At 74.2% G+C, this 14,486-nt stretch carries 13 protein-coding genes; 9 read left to right on the top strand and 4 right to left on the bottom strand.

Annotated features, from left to right (window positions below; translation table 11 throughout):
• Positions 1-21 precede the first annotated feature (21 nt).
• Entirely contained in the window at positions 22-1,593 is a 1,572-nt protein-coding gene (locus NLU66_RS16280; protein WP_259360643.1) for a long-chain-fatty-acid--CoA ligase, read from the top strand.
• A gap of 19 nt (positions 1,594-1,612) precedes the next feature.
• On the opposite strand, the gene NLU66_RS16275 is transcribed toward NLU66_RS16280, so the two are convergent.
• Both NLU66_RS16275 and NLU66_RS16270 read right to left on the bottom strand, forming a co-directional pair.
• Positions 1,613-2,029 carry a rhodanese-like domain-containing protein gene (locus NLU66_RS16275; RefSeq protein ID WP_259360642.1) on the bottom strand — a complete coding sequence of 139 codons (417 nt, stop codon included), beginning with the start codon at positions 2,027-2,029 and terminating at the stop codon, positions 1,613-1,615.
• Between the two features lie 77 nt (positions 2,030-2,106).
• Entirely contained in the window at positions 2,107-3,672 is a 1,566-nt protein-coding gene (locus tag NLU66_RS16270; protein WP_259360641.1) for a DEAD/DEAH box helicase, read from the bottom strand.
• Between the two features lie 261 nt (positions 3,673-3,933).
• On the opposite strand from NLU66_RS16270, the gene NLU66_RS16265 reads away from it, so the two are divergent.
• The 5 genes from NLU66_RS16265 to NLU66_RS16245 all read left to right on the top strand — a co-directional run bounded on the left by NLU66_RS16265 (position 3,934) and on the right by NLU66_RS16245 (position 9,449).
• Positions 3,934-4,938, top strand: coding sequence for a LacI family DNA-binding transcriptional regulator (locus tag NLU66_RS16265; protein WP_259360640.1), 1,005 nt, complete (start codon positions 3,934-3,936; stop codon positions 4,936-4,938).
• Between the two features lie 140 nt (positions 4,939-5,078).
• The gene (locus tag NLU66_RS16260; protein WP_416232168.1) at positions 5,079-7,031 is read left to right on the top strand and encodes a glycoside hydrolase family 2 protein; all 1,953 of its coding nucleotides are present in this window, start codon (positions 5,079-5,081) and stop codon (positions 7,029-7,031) included.
• Between the two features lie 86 nt (positions 7,032-7,117).
• Positions 7,118-7,612, top strand: a complete 495-nt coding sequence (locus tag NLU66_RS16255) for a hypothetical protein (protein ID WP_259360638.1) — start codon at positions 7,118-7,120, stop codon at positions 7,610-7,612.
• 75 nt (positions 7,613-7,687) lie between these two features.
• Entirely contained in the window at positions 7,688-8,455 is a 768-nt protein-coding gene (locus NLU66_RS16250) for a class I SAM-dependent DNA methyltransferase (RefSeq protein ID WP_259360637.1), read from the top strand.
• Between the two features lie 4 nt (positions 8,456-8,459).
• Positions 8,460-9,449, top strand: a complete 990-nt coding sequence (locus NLU66_RS16245) for a GNAT family N-acetyltransferase (RefSeq protein WP_259360636.1) — start codon at positions 8,460-8,462, stop codon at positions 9,447-9,449.
• Positions 9,450-9,452: 3 nt separating this feature from the next.
• On the opposite strand, the gene NLU66_RS16240 is transcribed toward NLU66_RS16245, so the two are convergent.
• Positions 9,453-10,109: a DUF1345 domain-containing protein gene (locus NLU66_RS16240; RefSeq protein ID WP_259360635.1), complete on the bottom strand. Its 657-nt coding sequence runs from the start codon at positions 10,107-10,109 to the stop codon at positions 9,453-9,455.
• Positions 10,110-10,146: 37 nt separating this feature from the next.
• Between NLU66_RS16240 and NLU66_RS16235 the strand changes: the two genes are divergently transcribed.
• The 3 genes from NLU66_RS16235 to NLU66_RS16225 are packed head-to-tail and all read left to right on the top strand — an operon-like array spanning position 10,147 to position 12,958.
• Positions 10,147-11,148 (top strand): ribonuclease HI family protein, encoded by a 1,002-nt coding sequence (locus NLU66_RS16235; RefSeq protein WP_259360634.1) that lies wholly within the window; start codon positions 10,147-10,149, stop codon positions 11,146-11,148.
• Positions 11,145-12,362: a DUF418 domain-containing protein gene (locus NLU66_RS16230; protein WP_259360633.1), complete on the top strand. Its 1,218-nt coding sequence runs from the start codon at positions 11,145-11,147 to the stop codon at positions 12,360-12,362. The genes NLU66_RS16235 and NLU66_RS16230 overlap by 4 nt, the downstream gene beginning before the upstream one ends.
• Positions 12,359-12,958 (top strand): DUF4031 domain-containing protein, encoded by a 600-nt coding sequence (locus NLU66_RS16225; protein WP_259360632.1) that lies wholly within the window; start codon positions 12,359-12,361, stop codon positions 12,956-12,958. The genes NLU66_RS16230 and NLU66_RS16225 overlap by 4 nt, the downstream gene beginning before the upstream one ends.
• Here the strand turns inward: NLU66_RS16225 and NLU66_RS16220 are convergent.
• A complete protein-coding gene (locus NLU66_RS16220; RefSeq protein ID WP_259360631.1) occupies positions 12,910-14,442 on the bottom strand; it encodes a sensor histidine kinase in 1,533 nt (510 codons plus the stop codon). The two genes, NLU66_RS16225 and NLU66_RS16220, sit on opposite strands and share 49 nt — an antisense overlap.
• Positions 14,443-14,486: the final 44 nt, after the last annotated feature.

Genomic DNA, 14,486 nt, shown 5'->3' with positions numbered 1-14,486 from the left:
GTCGTCCGTGGAGGAGAACCCGTGTACAACCTCGCCGTCGCCCTCGAGGACAGCGCCCGCACCGTCCCCGACCACCCCGCCCTCGTGCTCGGGGAGACCTCGCTGACCTACGCCCAGGTCGACGCCGCCGCGAACCGGGTCGCCCACCTGCTGGTCTCCCTCGGCGTGACCCCCGGGGACCGCGTGGTGCTCAGCTGCCCCAACCTCCCGCAGTTCCCGATCGCCTACTTCGGCATCCTCAAGGCCGGCGCCGTCGTCGTCCCCATCAACGTGCTGAGCAAGCCGCGCGAGATCACCTACTTCCTCGACGACGCCGAGGCCGTCGCCGCCCTCTGCTTCGAGGGCACCGAGGAGCTGCCCATCGGCCGCTTCATGGTCGAGGGCGCCCGCGAGGCGGCCCGGCCGCCGCAGGTCGTGCTCATGACAGCGGATCCCGCGGCCCCCAGCCCCTACGAGGGCGTGCCCACCCTCGCCGCGGCCGTCGCCGAGCTCCCCACACGCTTCGAGACCGTCCAGCGCCGCGAGACGGACACCGCCGTCGTGCTCTACACCTCCGGCACCACCGGCCGGCCCAAGGGCGCCGAGCTCAGCCACTCCAACCAGCTGATGAACGCGCTCACCTGCAACCGGCTGTTCAGGTCGCAGCCGGGGGAGGACACCCACCTCGTCGCGCTGCCCCTGTTCCACACCTTCGGCGCGACGGTGAACCTCACCTCCGGCTTCTCGCTCGGGGCGACCCTCGTGCTGCTCCCGCGCTTCGACCCGCAGCGGGCGCTCGACCTCCTGCTCGCGCACCGGGTGACCGTCTTCGCCGGCGTCCCCACCATGTGGTGGGCGCTGCTGCGGCAGCTCTCCGTCTCAGCGGGGGCCGACGGCGAGGGGATCGCCGAGCGCCTCACCGAGCACCTTCGTCTCGGCGTCTCGGGCGGTGCGCCGCTGCCCGTGGAGATCCTGCGCGAGGTGCGCGAGCGCCTCGGCATCTCGATCATGGAGGGCTACGGCCTCTCCGAGACCTCCCCGGTGGCGAGCTTCTCCCTCGCGGACCGCCCCCGCCCCGGCTCGATCGGGCTGCCGGTGTGGGGCGTGGAGATGGACCTCATCGACCCGACGGACCCCGACTGGGGCCGGGTCGAGGGGGCCGACGCGATCGGCGAGATCATCGTGCGCGGTCACAACGTCATGACCGGCTACCTCCGCCGCCCCGAGGAGACAGAGGCCGTGCTCCGCGACGGCTGGTTCCGCACCGGTGACCTGGGCCGGCGCGACGAGGAGGGCTTCTACTACGTCGTGGACCGCTCGAAGGACATGATCGTGCGCGGCGGCTACAACGTGTACCCGCGGGAGGTGGAGGAGGTGCTCATGGGCCACGAGCAGGTCTCCCTCGCCGCCGTGGTGGGCGTCCCCCACGACCGGCTCGGCGAGGAGGTCCGGGCCCACGTGATCCTCGTCGACGGCGCGAGCATCGGCGTCGAGGAGCTGACGGCATGGGCCAAGGAGCAGATGGCGGACTACAAGTACCCGCGCGAGATCGTGCTCGAGACGCAGCTGCCGATGACGGCGACCGGCAAGATCCTCAAGCGCGAGCTGCGCTGAGCGCCGGCCGGGCGGGAGGTCAGTCCACGTACCGGTCCGGCTCGGTGGCCACCGGAAGTCCGGCCGCCGCATAGGCGCGGAAGCCGCCGCGCAGGTCCGTCGCCCGGTGGAAGCCGAGCGCCCGCAGGTCCCGCGCCGCGAGCGAGGAGTGGTAGCCCTCGTTGCACACGACGACCACCTCGTCGTCGTAGCCCGGACCGCCCGGCATCCGCCACGCGCCCTGCGGGTCCAGGCGCCACTCGAGGACGAGCCGCTCCACGACCACCGCCCCCGGGATGTGACCCTCCGGCTCCCGGGTCACGGCCGAGCGCACGTCGATCACATGGGCGCCGCGCGCGATCGCCGCGGGCAGCGCCTCCGGCTCGACGGGGCTCGTGCCGGCGCGGGCCTCGGCGAGGACCTGGTCGATCGAGCGGGGCGGAGTCGGCTGCGGCATGTCGCCCACCGTAGAGGAACGGCCCCGGGCCGGTGGCGGCGCCACCGGCCTGGGGCCGTTGTCCGTGCGAGGTCGGGTCAGCGACCGCGACCGGAGGAGAAGGCCGCGAGGCCGCCGCTCGGCCGCTCGCCGCTCGTGGTCGAGTAGACGCCGGAGGAGCCGCCCTGGCGACCGCCCGAGCGTCCCTGACCGCCGGAACGGCCCTGGCCGCCGGAGCGTCCGCGACCGCCGGAGCGACCGCCCTGCTCGCCGTCGCCGCGACCGCCCTGACCACGGCCGCCCTGGCCGCGACCACCCTGCTCACGATCGCCGCCCTGGCCGCGCCCGCCGCGACCGCGACCGCCGCCCTGACCGCGACCGCCCTGTCCACGGCCGCCGCCCTGACCGCGGCCGCCGCGACCGCCCTGGCCGCCGCCGGAGGAGGCCTGCTGGGGCTGCTCGCCGGAGGGCGCCTCGACGGGGGAGTCGGAGATGATGCGCTCGCCCGGGGCGAGATCGCGCAGCACGTCGCTGCTCACGCGGACGCCCTGGTGGTGCGTCGGGCGGATGTTCGCCTTCCGCATGAGGTCGTGGACGTCCTTCTTCTGGTCCGGCGTCTGCACCGTGATGACGGTGCCGCTCTCGCCGGCGCGGGCCGTGCGGCCCGAGCGGTGCAGGTACGCCTTGTGCTCGACCGGCGGATCGGCGTGGACCACGAGGCCCACCTCGTCCACGTGGATGCCGCGCGCGGCGATGTCGGTGCACACGAGCGTCGAGGCGGTGCCGTCGCTGAAGGCCTCGAGGTTGCGGGTGCGGGCGCCCTGGGAGAGGTTGCCGTGGAGCTCCACGGCGCCCACGCCCTGGGCGCGCAGCTTGCGGGCCATGTTCTTCGCCCCGTACTTGGTGCGGGTGAACATGATGGTGCGGCCGGGGGCGGCGGCGAGATCGCGCAGCACGTCGAAGCGGTCGTTCGCGCCCACCTCGAGCACGTGGTGCTCCATGGTGCCCACGGGGCTCGTCGCCGGATCCGCGGAGTGGGTGACGGGCTCGTGCAGGAACTCCTTGACGAGCTTGTTCACGCCGGAGTCGAGGGTCGCCGAGAACAGCATCCGCTGGCCCTGCTTCGGGGTCGCGGCGAGGATGCGGCGCACCATCGGCAGGAAGCCCATGTCGGCCATGTGGTCGGCCTCGTCGATGACGGTGATCTCGACGCCGCCGAGGTCCGCGTGGCCCTGGCCCATGAGGTCCAGAAGGCGGCCCGGGCAGGCGATGAGCACGTCGACGCCGCCGGCGAGCGCCTGCACCTGCGGGTTCTGACCCACGCCGCCGAACACGACGGTGCTGCGGAGGCCCACGGCCTTCTCGAGCGGTCGCAGCGACTCGGCGATCTGGGAGGCCAGCTCGCGGGTGGGGGCGAGGATCAGGGAGCGGGGACGGCGCGCGGCGCGGCGACGCGGGTCGGCGAGCAGTCGCGCGACGAGCGGCAGCAGGAAGGCGTAGGTCTTGCCGGAGCCGGTGCGGCCACGGCCCAGCAGGTCGCGGCCGGCGAGGGAGTCCGGCAGCGTGGAGGACTGGATGGGGGTGGGGGTCGTGATGCCCTGCGGGGCGAGGGCGGCGACGAGGTCGGCGGGGACGCCGAGCTGGGCGAAGTCGGGGGAGGTCAACGGGTATCCGTTCTGGAGGTTCGTTCCGCCCGGCGCGCAGCGGCCCGGCGCGTCCGGGAAGCGATCTCCTGGACGCGGCCTCCGGCCGGCGCTGTCACCACCGCGTGCGGGTGGGACCTGTGCCGCGGCGGGAGGACGGCACGCTCCTTCGACTCTAGGCCCTGCGACGTCCCAGGTCACCGGAGCGGCCCCCGCATGTGACATATCCGTGCGGCCTACCGCTCGTGGGATGATTCCGGCAGCACGAACGAGGAGGCCGACGTGGCGCGCAGGGTGAGCATCAAGGACGTGGCGCAGCGCGCCGGGGTGTCCTGGAAGACCGTCTCGAACGTCGTCAACGAGCGACCGGTGGTGCGGGCGGAGACCCGTGACCGGGTGCTCGCGGCGATCGACGAGCTGGGCTACGTGCCCAACGCCCTGGGCCGTGACCTGCGCGGCGGGCCCACCCGCACGCTCTCGCTCGTCGTGCCGGAGCTGCAGAACCCGTACTTCGCCCGCCTCGCCGAGCGCATGCAGTCCGCCGCCCGTGAGCGCGGCTGGACGGTGAGCGTCGAGGTGTCCCTGCACAGCCCGGAGACGGAGCTCGCCCATGTGCGCGGCCTCGTGCGCCGGCCCGTGGACGCCGTCGTCATCTCGCCCTCGGCGCTGGATCCCTCGGTGCTCCCGCACCGCGAGGGCGGGCCGCGCCTCGTGCTGCTGGGGGAGCTGCTGCCCGCCTCCCGCGACGTCACCCACGTGGTGATCGACAACGCGGCCTCCGCGGCCGACGTCGTCCGTCATCTCGTCGCCGAGGGCCGCTCGCGGCTGCTGTTCCTCGGCGCCGAGTCCGCGGTGCGGTCGACGGCGACGGATCGTGTGGCGGGCTTCCGGGCGGCGGTGCGCTTCGCGGACCTCGACCCCGACCGGCAGCTGCAGCGGGAGGCCCCGGGCTGGACCCGCGAGGCGGGGCGGGACTCGCTGCTCGCCGCGCTCGAGGAGGGCCTGCGCTTCGACGCCGTGATCGGCGGCAACGACCTGCTCGCGCTCGGCGCGCTGCATGCGCTGCAGGAGCGCGGGCTGCGGGTGCCGGAGGACGTGGCCGTCGTGGGCTGGGACGACATCGCGGAGTCCGCCTGGTCGCGGCCGGGGCTGACGACGATCGCCCCGGATCTCGACGCGCTCGTCGACGCGGCCCTCGATGCCGCCCTCGCGGAGGACGGCGCGGGCACCGAGCGGATCGTCGCGCACCGACTCGTGGTGCGCGGCTCGAGCAGCCCCGGTGCCTGAGCGGGCGCCCTCGCCGGCGACGCGGCCGGCGGCCGCGGTCCACGCCAGGATTCCCACGTTGCAATCCGTCGGCGGATGCGATGGAATGGTCACCGGCGTCACCCGCACGCCCCCGATCACCGCCGATCCCAGGAGTCCTCGTGACCACCACCCCCGCCCTGCCCGAGCAGCTGGCCGATCTCTTCGCCCGGGCGGACGCCCTCGCCTCCGCGCTCGACGCCCCGCTCTCCGAGGCGGCCGACGTCCCCCGCCCCGAGCACCCGCGCCCCCAGTTCCACCGGGCCGCCTGGCTGAACCTCAACGGCACCTGGCAGTTCGAGATCGACCGCGGCGACACCGGCCGCGAGCGCGGCCTGATCGAGCGCGAGCTCGAGCGCACCATCACCGTCCCCTTCGCCCCGGAGACCGCCGCCTCCGGGATCGGCGAGCGGGACTTCCTCGAGGCCGTCTGGTACCGCCGCACGATCACGGTCCCCGCCGCCTGGGAGGGGCTGCGCCCCGTCCTCCACCTCGGCGCCGTCGACCACGACGCGACGATCTGGGCGAACGGCCAGGAGGTCGCCCGCCACCGCGGCGGCTTCACCTCCTTCAGCGTCGACCTCTCCACCGTCCCCGGCGTGGGCCCCGGCGCCGAGGTCACCCTCGTGATCCGCGCCCGCGACCCGCACGACGCCGCCCAGGCCCGCGGCAAGCAGTCCACCTGGTTCCGCCCCACGCACGCCAACTACCACCGCACCACCGGGATCTGGCAGACGGTCTGGCTCGAGGGCGTCCCCGCGCACGAGATCCGCACCGTGCGCATCACCCCGTCGCTCGCCTCGCACTCCTTCGCGCTCGACGTGCCCCTGAACCGCGCCGTCCCCGGCACGAGCATCGAGGTCGTCGCGAGCGAGCCCGGCGGCGGCGAGGTCGCCCGCACGAGCGTCCGCGCCGACCTCGACCTCGCGCCCCACCTCGAGCTCACGATCCCCGAGGACGCCGTGCGCGTCTGGGGGCCCGGCGCCCCCGAGCTGTACGCGCTGGCCCTCACGCTGCGCGGGGCCGACGGCGCCGTGCTCGACGAGGTCTCCTCCTACGCGGGTCTGCGCTCCACCACGCTGAGCGGCCACGAGTACCGCATCAACGGCGAGAAGGTCTTCCAGCGCCTGGTCCTCGACCAGGGCTACTGGGAGGAGACCTTCATGACCACCCCGGAGGACGCCGCCTTCACGACCGACATCCGCCTCGCCCTCGAGGCCGGGTTCAACGGCGCCCGCCTGCACCAGAAGGTCTTCGAGGAGCGCATGCACTTCTGGGCGGACCTCCACGGCTACCTCACCTGGGGCGAGTTCGGCGACTGGGGCGTCTCCGGCCGCGGGCCCGACGGCGACAACCAGCAGCCCACCGCCTCCTTCATCGGGCAGTGGGTCGAGGCCGTCTCCCGCGACCGCAACCACCCCTCGATCATCGGCTGGTGCCCGTTGAACGAGACCCACCAGCTGCTGCACGACCGCCTCACCCAGCTCGACGACGTCACCCAGGCGATGTACGACGCGACCAAGCTCGCCGACCCCACCCGCCCCGTGCTCGACGCCTCCGGCTACTCCCACCGCGTGCGCGGAGCGGACGTCTACGACTCCCACTCCTACGAGCAGGACCCGGAGCGCTTCCGCGTCGAGCAGGCGGGCCTCGCCGAGGGGAAGCCCTTCGTGAACCGCCGCGACCTGGGCCCGGACGACTACCCCTACGCCGACGGCGGCTTCTCCCTGCCCTATGCCGGCCAGCCCTACTTCGTCTCCGAGTACGGCGGCATCTGGTGGAACGAGGAGGAGGCCCGCCGTGCCGCGGAGGCGGAGCGCGCGGGGAACAATGCCGCCGAGTCCTGGGGCTACGGCCAGCGCATCGCCTCCGAGGAGGAGCTCTACGAGCGCTTCGAGGGCCTCACCCGCGTGCTGCTCGAGGACCCGCGCATGTTCGCCTACTGCTACACGCAGATGACGGACGTCTTCCAGGAGAAGAACGGCATCGTCGACTTCGCGCGCGGCCGCAAGCTCGACCTCGCCCGGCTCCGCGCCGTGCAGGAGAAGGCCGCCGCGTACGAGCAGGAGGGCTGAGCCCGGGGGCGGGTGCGCCGTCGGCCGTCCACAGGCGAGGGGGGATCCCGCCCGTGGACGGCCGTGCCCGCACTACCCTCGCCGCCATGACGTCCTCCCAGCGACCGCTCGCAGCGGCGACGGTCGCCCTCGCGGTGCTCGCGCTCTCGGCGGGCTGCGACCTGCTCCCTGCACAGCCCGTGGACGCCTCCGCGGCGCAGACCCGGTACGCCGGTCTCCCCGGGGCGCTGCGTGACCAGCTCGAGGCGGAGTTCGGTGCGCTCCCGGCGGAGGACGCCGAGGCGATCGCCTACAGCGGCTCCGCCGAGGACTGCTCCTGGTCCCCGGGCGGCGTCACCGTCCCGGACGATCAGGGGGACACGCTCCTCGACGACGTGGCCGATGCCGCCCAGCCCGTGCTCACCGACCACGGCTTCGGCGAGCTCCGCCCGGCCGAGAAGGACGGCGTCGAGCCGTACCTGGTCGCCACGGGCGAGCGCGGTGCGGAGGTCACCGTGACCCGGTTCGGCGACGTGCACGTCGCCATCGAGATCCCCGTGGACACCGGGGGAGAGGCCTGCGACCCCGCGACCCTGCCCTGACCGAGGGCGCGGTCCGCGGGATCCGCGCCCGCATATTCCCGTGACACCGCTCGCGGGCGGGAGAAGCATGGGGGCATGGTCGATCAGTCGCGCCTCTGGGACGCCCACGCCGCCGCCACCTACGACACGCCCGGTGAGGGCATGTTCGCGCCCGAGGTGCTGGGCCCCACCGTCGAGCGCCTCCATGAGCTCGCCGACCGCGGCCCGGCGCTCGAGCTCGCGATCGGCACCGGTCGCGTCGCGATCCCGCTGCGGGAGCGGGGCACCGCGGTGAGCGGGATCGAGCTCTCCGCGCCGATGCTCGCGCGGCTGCGGGAGAAGGCCACGGAGGAGGAGATCCCCGTCGTGCACGGGGACATGACCACCGCCCGTGCGGGGGAGGGATTCTCCCTCGTCTACCTCGTCTTCAACACGATCTCGAACCTGCTCACCCAGGAGCAGCAGGTGGCCTGCTTCCGCAACGCCGCCTCGCAGCTCGCCCCCGGCGGGTGCTTCGTGATCGAGCTGTGGGTGCCGCAGCTGCGCTCCCTCGCCCCGGGCCACGGCGGCACCGTCGAGGTCTCCGAGCCGGGGTACCTGCTCGTGGACACCTACGACACCCTCGCCCAGCAGGTCGTCTCCCACCACGTGCGCTTCGAGGCCGCGGTGGACGGCGCGCGCGGCGCGAGGATCGGCCGTACCCCGCACCGCTACGTCTGGCCGTCGGAGCTCGACCTCATGGCGCAGCTCGCCGGGCTTCAGCGGGAGTCGCGCTGGGCGGACTGGGACCGCTCCGCCTTCACCGCGGACTCCCGCAGCCATGTGAGCGTCTACAGGAAGCCGGCGACGGGCTCCCTAGACTGAGCCGGTGAACGCCGCCGATGCCCCCGTGACCTGGTCCGCCCTGAGCGCCGCGGACGTGCCCGCGCTGACCGCCCTGCTCAACGAGATCGACCGCCACGACGAGCTCGGCGACCCCGTCGAGGAGCCGAGCATGCACGAGTGGCTCCGCACCCCGCGGCTCGACCTCGAGCACGACACGGTCGCCGTGCGCGCGGGCGAGGAGCTGATCGGCTTCGGGCTCGTCACCGTCTCCGCCGCGCCCGACCGCGACGGCCGTGCCCGCGTCCAGCTGAGCGGCGGCGTGCACCCCGCGCATCGGCGCCTCGGCCACGGCACCGGGATCCTCGAGCGGATCGAGACCCGCGGCGCGGCGATCGCCGCCGAGCGCCACCCGGGCGTCCCCGCCGTGCTGCGCACCGGTGGGGGCCGGGACCCCCGTTCCGACGGCGAGGCGGGCCGCGGCGGGGCCGACGTCCGCCCCGTGCTCGAGCGTCGCGGCTACCGCCGGGTGCGCTCCTGGCTCGAGATGGAGCGCGAGCTCCCCGGCACCGCCCTCGCGGTCCCTGACCTGGAGGGTGTGGAGCTCGTGAGCCCGTCCGCGGAGCGCAGCGAGGCCGTGCGCCTCGCCCACGTCGCCGCCTTCGCCGACCACTGGGGCTTCGCGCCGATCGACGCCGAGACCTGGCAGCTGTGGACCACCTCGCACACCGCGCGCCCGCAGCACAGCACGATCGCCGTGGACGCCGACGGCACCGTCCTCGCCTACGCGATCACCTCCGAGGACCGTCCCGGCGTGCTGCACGTCGCCCTCGTCGGCACCCGGCCCGAGGCCCGCGGGAGAGGACTCGCCCGCGCCGTCCTCGCCCGCACCCTCGCCTCCGGCGCGGAGGCCGGCTTCACGGGCGCGCAGCTCGAGGTGGACGCCGAGTCCCTCACCGGCGCCACCCGGCTGTACGACGCCGTCGGTTTCCACCGCGCCCACGTCTACGCGACCTACGTGCGTCCCGTCTGCTGAGGCTCAGCCCGCCGGGCTGAAGAAGCCCGCCACGAGGTTCACCGCCGCGGCCAGCAGGATCGTGCCGAAGGCGAAGGAGATCACCGCGTGGCGCCACACGATCATGCGGATCGCACGGTCGGAGACGTCGTTGTCGGTGACGCCGTAGGTCATGCCGATCGCGTAGCTGAAGTACAGGAAGTCGCCGAAGGTCGGGCCGTCTGCGTCATTGTCCTGATGGAAGTCGATGCCCGACTCCTCGAGGTAGTACCGGTAGGCGTAGTGCAGGGCGTAGGTCTGCTGGATGCAGGCCCAGGCACCGAACACCCCCACGAGCGTGATCACCGAGCCGATCGTGCTCACCGCCGCGCCGCCCGCCCCGAGGTGCAGGGTCACCATCGTGATGACGGCGAGCACGCACAGCGCCGCGACGAGCGCCTCGTCGGCGACCGGCTGCAGGTCCTCGCGGCGGGCGTTCGCGCGCGTGGTCGCGGCGTCCATCGGCAGGACCGCCGCGAGCGAGGACACGAGGAACACGACCTCCGCCACCGTCACCCCGGTCATCGCGGCGAGCGCAGGACCGGCGAGCAGTCCCGTCAGGATCGCGGCGACGGCGCCGATCAGGGCGCTGCCGAGCAGGCGGCGGCGCGGGGAATGCCACAGCGACGACAGCGTGCTCACGGCGGGTGTCCCTCCTGGCTGTGGAACGATGGCGGCCATGACGATCACCGCTGCGGCCGACGGCTCCGCCCTCGGCAACCCCGGTCCCGCCGGCTGGGCCTGGTACATCGACGAGGGTACGTGGCGTGCGGGCGGCTGGCCCCACGGCACGAACAACATGGGCGAGCTCAAGGCCGTCCTCGACCTCCTCGAGGCGACGGCGGTGGACGCCGATCAGCACCTGCACGTGCTGTGCGACAGCCAGTACGTCATCAACTCCGTGACGAAGTGGATGCCGGGCTGGAAGCGCAAGGGCTGGCGCAAGAAGGACGGCAAGCCCGTCATGAACGTCGAGCTGCTGCAGGCGATCGACCGCGCCCTCGTGGGCCGGAGCGTCGAGTTCGAATGGGTCAAGGGCCACGCCGGCCATGCGATGAACGAGGCGGCGGACCGCCGCGCGAACGCCGCCGCGACCGCCTACTCCAAGAAGCAGGACCCGAAGGTCGGCCCCGGCTACCGGGGTGCGGGCGGAGGGCCGACGGCGGCTCGCGTCGGCTCCACGTCCGCTTCCGCAGCCCCGGCGTCCGCCCCCGCAGCGCCCGCTGCGGCCGCGGTGGACGACCTCTTCAGCCTCTTCGACGAGGCAGGACCCGGCGACGCCCCCGCCCCGCCCGCCCGCTGCGGCGCCCCCGAGGGCACGGGACCGGACCCGACCCTCGGCACCGCCCTCGAGCAGGTCACCGCCCACGAGCTCGCCCTGCTCGACGACCGCCTGCGCTCCGACCCGCCGAGCGCCGCCGCTCTCCTGCACCCCCGGTTCTCGGAGATCGGCGCGAGCGGCCGCAGCTGGACCCGCGAGGAGATCCTCGAGGAGATCGGCCCGCTCCCGGGCGTCGAGGCGGAGGACCTCGTGGCCGACGAGATCGCCCCCGGCGTGGTCCTGCTGACCTTCACGACCCGCGGCGCCGACGGCGCACGGGTGCTGCGCAGCTCGCTCTGGCTGCGTGAGGGGGACCGCTGGCTGCTGCGCCACCACCAGGGCACCCCCGCCGCCCGGTGAGCGTCGGCTCGGTCCCGCTTGCGCAGCGCGCGGCCGGGCCGGACCTCGCGCGCGGCGCGGCGCTCCTGGGCATCGGCCTCGCGAACACCGTCGGCTGGCTCCACGGCGACCGCTGGACCGTGCTGCTGAAGCAGACCCACACCTCCGCCGCGGACCGCACGGTGGACGTGCTCGTCGCCCTGCTCGCGGACAACCGCGGCTTCCCCCTGTTCGCGCTGCTCTTCGGCTACGGGATCGGCATCATGCACCGTCGGTCCCTCGCGGCGGGGGAGCGGCCCGGGCGCTTCGCCCTGCGCATGCTGCGCCGCTTCACGGTGCTCGGCGCGATCGGCATGCTCCACGCGGTCCTGCTGTTCAGCGGGGACATCCTCGTCTCCTACGCGGTGATCGGCACCGCCTGCGCCCTGCTCGCGACCCGGGGCCGCCTCGCCCTCCTGCTCGCGGCCATGGTCTGCCTCGCCCCGCTCGGGCTCTGGGGCTGGGTCGACGCGACCATCGCCCTCGGCGGCGGGGACGGCTACGCGAGCGCCGCGGCCGGCAGCTGGGGCGAGGGCGTCTCGCTGCGCGCGCACGAGGCGCTGCGCTCCCTCGCCTTCGCCCCCGTCGAGCAGATCGGGCTGCTCGCGCCGATGGCGCTCGGCGCGGCGGCCGCCTCGCTCCGGATGCTCGAGCTGCCCCGCGAGAACGCGGACCTGCTGCGGCCGCTCGCCCGCTGGGGGCTGCTCGTGGGCCTCGTGGGCGCCGTCCCGCTCACCGCCGTGCTCGTCCTCGACCCGGGGCAGGAGGTGCTGGGCGACGAGGTGGTGCTCGGCACTCTCGGGGTGCTGCACCAGGTCAGCGGGCTCGCCGGGGCGGTCGGCGCCGCGGCGCTGTACGCACTGCTCGCTGATCGGTGGGGGAGGGGCGGGAGGAGTCGAGCGCTCACCGCGCTCACCGCCCTCGGGGCGACGGCGCTCAGCGCCTACGTCGCCCAGTCGCTCGCCGCCTCCCTGCTCTTCCCGCCGTACACGCTCGACCTCGGTGCTCGGCTCGGCTCCGCCGGCGCCTCCGCGATCATGGCGCTCACGTGGCTCGTGACCCTGCTGGCCGCCGCGGCCTGGCGTCGCACGGGCCGCCGCGGACCGCTCGAGGCGGTGCTGCGCCGCCTCGCCGGATCCGCCGCGCCCGCCGGGGCCCGTCGGAGCGCCGAGGCGAGTAGCGTCGGCCCACGATGACCGTCCTCGCCGACACCCCGCGCTGGCCCCGCCACGGCATGCTCTGGGGGCACCTGATCTCCGATGCCTCCCTCGAGGAGCTGCACGCGGCGGCGGCACGCTGCGGCCTCACCCCACGCGCCTTCGACCTCGACCACTACGACTGGCCCGAGTCCGCCCGCGGCGACCTCGAGGCGGCGGGCGTGCGCTTCGTGAGCGCCGGGGAGCTCACCCGGGCGCTGCTGCGCTCGGGACTGCGCGTGCCGCTGCGGGACCGCGCCGCCGCCCGCACCCGGCGCACCGCCGAGCACGCCGCGGCCCTCGGCCTCGAGGCGGTGCCCACGGACCTCGTGCTCGGCCCGATCGGCCACGCCGACCCGCTGCCCCCGGCAGGTCAGGCACCGGCCGGCGCGTTCCGGCTCTCGCAGGAGGCGCCGGGCGGCGCGCCCCGCATCGAGGCGCACGACGCCGCCGGCCGGCTGGCCGCGCAGGAGATGCTCGCGCTGCTCGACGCGCGTGCCCGGGACCGGGGCGCGCCGGGCTTCACCGGGCAGGTGCTGAGCCTGTCTCAGGACTCGGGGTCGGCGGACGGGGAGTCGGTGAGCGGGCGCACCTGATCCGGGGTCGAGAGATGCTCCTCGTCCACGGTCGCCGCCTGCAGCTCCACCCAGAAGGTCGCACCGCCCCCGGCGGTCTCCATGACGCCGATCGTGCCGCCGTGCTGCTGCACGATCGTCGCCGCGATCGACAGCCCCAGCCCCGCGCCGCCGCCCTGTGAGGCGATGCGCACCCGCGAGGAGTCGGTGCGGTAGAAGCGCTCGAAGACCTTCTCCCGCTGGTCCGCCTCGATGCCGTCGCCGTGGTCGCGCAGCTCGAGCCGCACGGTGCCGCGGGTGGTGGTCCCCGCCGCGATCTCCACCGGGGAGCCCTTGGGCGTGTGCCGGTTCGCGTTGCCCACGAGGTTGAGGATCACCTGGCGCAGGGACGCCTCGTCGCCGAGCACGCCGACGCTCTGGTGCGGGGAGACCGGCAGCGGCACCCCGGCGAGGTTCACGACCATGACCTGGCGGCTCGGATCCAGCGCCCGGAGGTCCTGGGCGGCGTCGAAGAGCGCGTCGGAGAGGTCCACGGGGGCGAGGTCCAGCGTCGGGTTCTCGTCGAGCCGGGCCAGGCGCAGCAGGTTCTCCACGAGGGAGCCCATGCGGCGGGCCTCGTCCTCGATGCGGCGCATCGCCTGCGCGACGTCCTCGTCCGAGCGCAGGGCGCCCATCCGGTACAGCTCGCCGAAGCCGCGGATCGCCGCGAGCGGGGTGCGCAGCTCGTGGGAGGCGTCCCCCACGAAGCGGCGCATCTTCGCCTCGTTGCGCGTCGCGTGCTCCTCCGAGTCCGACTGCGCGGCGAAGGCCTGCTCGATGCGCACGAGCATCTCGTTCAGGGAGATCGCGAGGGCGTGCACCTCGAGGCTCGTGTCGGTGACGGGCACACGGCGGGAGAGGTCGCCGCCCGCGATCTGGGAGGCGGTCGCCTCGACGTCCTGCAGCGGCTCGAGGGAGCGGTGCGCCATGTAGCCGCCGAGGCCCATGCCCGCGAGCACCACGAGGGTCCCCACGAGCACGATGATCAGGGCCATCTCGTGCATGGTGCGGTCCACGCCCGTGAGCGGCAGCGCCACGTAGACGGTGCCGCCGTCGGGCCCGGTGTTGACCATCGCCGCGACCCGCCAGCGGTTCTCGGCGGAGTCCAGGACGGTGAACGGCTTCCCGCCGCGGTCCAGGATCTGCTGGTCCGTGAGCTGCGGGAAGGTGACCGTGACGTCGTCGTTGTTGTAGAGGAAGACGTCGTTGACGATCGACTCGCCCTGCTCGTTGCGGATCTCCACCGCGTACTCGACGGGGATGTACCCGGAGCGCGCGGAGGGATCGTCCTCGGAGATCTCGTGCTGGGCGAGGGAGAGCATCTCGCCCATGCCGGAGTGCAGGTTCGAGTCGACCGACTGGATGAGGGTCCGGTTCAGGAGGAACAGCGAGAGGCTGCCCGTGATGACCGTGCCCGCCACGAGCAGCAGGGAGATGAGCGCGACGATCCGCGTCCAGAGGGACACGGGTCGCTGCGCTCGGAGGGTCGGGAGGGCCACGGGAGCTGCGG

Origin of the sequence: Brachybacterium sp. NBEC-018, assembly GCF_024860185.1 — a bacterium.
GTDB classification, from domain to species: domain Bacteria; phylum Actinomycetota; class Actinomycetes; order Actinomycetales; family Dermabacteraceae; genus Brachybacterium; species Brachybacterium rhamnosum.
The sequence above is the reverse complement of the archived record's forward strand: the minus strand, read 5'-3'. Positions and strand labels throughout refer to the sequence as shown.